Source organism: Hymenobacter agri (genome assembly GCF_054778495.1).
Window position 1 is genome coordinate 1 of record NZ_BAAGZM010001061.1, and the last position, 918, is coordinate 918.

2 protein-coding genes are annotated in these 918 nt (G+C 67.2%); both read left to right on the forward strand.

Annotation, left to right across the window (positions count from 1 at the left end; genetic code table 11):
• Nucleotides 1-200, forward strand: a 200-nt coding sequence (locus ACYVDE_RS24455) for a hypothetical protein (RefSeq protein WP_460504123.1), incomplete at its 5' end; no start/stop codon positions are given.
• A 183-nt stretch (nt 201-383) separates the two neighbouring features.
• Nucleotides 384-918: MG2 domain-containing protein (locus tag ACYVDE_RS24460; protein ID WP_460504124.1), on the forward strand; the 535-nt coding region annotated here is incomplete at its 3' end.

Sequence of the window (918 nt, forward strand, 5' to 3'; positions counted from 1 at the left end):
TGACCGTGGAACACCCGCGCTCCGGCGCCGACGCCCGCTTGGCAGTGTATAACCTGCTGGGCCAGCGCGTAGCCACGGCCCAGCCCACGGCCGGCGGCGTAGCCACGCCTCTCAGCCTGAACGCGCTGGCCCGCGGCAGCTACCTGGTGGTATACACCGACGCGCACGTAAGTCTGACGGCCCGCTGCACCCGCGAATAGCCGGGATTTCAGCCCTTTCACCGCAAGCGAAAAAGCCGGCCTGATGCATTCAGACCGGCTTTTTTGGTAGTGCACAGCGCCGGCTGCGCGCGTGGCCTTCACCGCGGCCCCATCTTTACGGCGTAAACTCGTCCTTTCTTCGCTGGCCAGCTTCGCGGCGGCCGTTTTGGCTTTGTCTTTCCTATGCCATTTGCTCGCGCTAAAAAAATATTGCTTCTGACCTCGCTGGCCGTAGCAGGCGGGCTGAGCGCCTTCCGGGCGCACCCGACCGACGACGGCCTGCTGCCCCGCGTGGCCCGCCAGCTGAGCGACTACCTGCTGGCCGCGCGCCAAGAAAAAGCCTACCTCCACATCGACCGGCCCGTGTATGGCACCGGCGAAACCATCTGGTTCAGCGCCTACGTGGTCGATGCGGCGCAGCACCAGCTCGATTCGCTCAGCCAGGTGCTGCACGTCGACCTGCTCTCGCCCGAGAAGCGCGTAGTAGCCCGCCGCACCCTGCGCCTGCAGGGCGGCCGTAGCAGCGGCGACCTCACCATTGCCGACACGCTGGCCCCCGGCACCTACGTGCTGCGCGCCTACACCAACTGGATGCGCAACGCGGGCGACGAATTTGTGTACAGCCGCCGCCTGAGCGTCTGGCCGGCGTCGCCCATTGGCCCGCAGGATGCCCGTATGCCCACCGCTCCCACCACGGCCGCCGGCAAAGCCCGTGCGG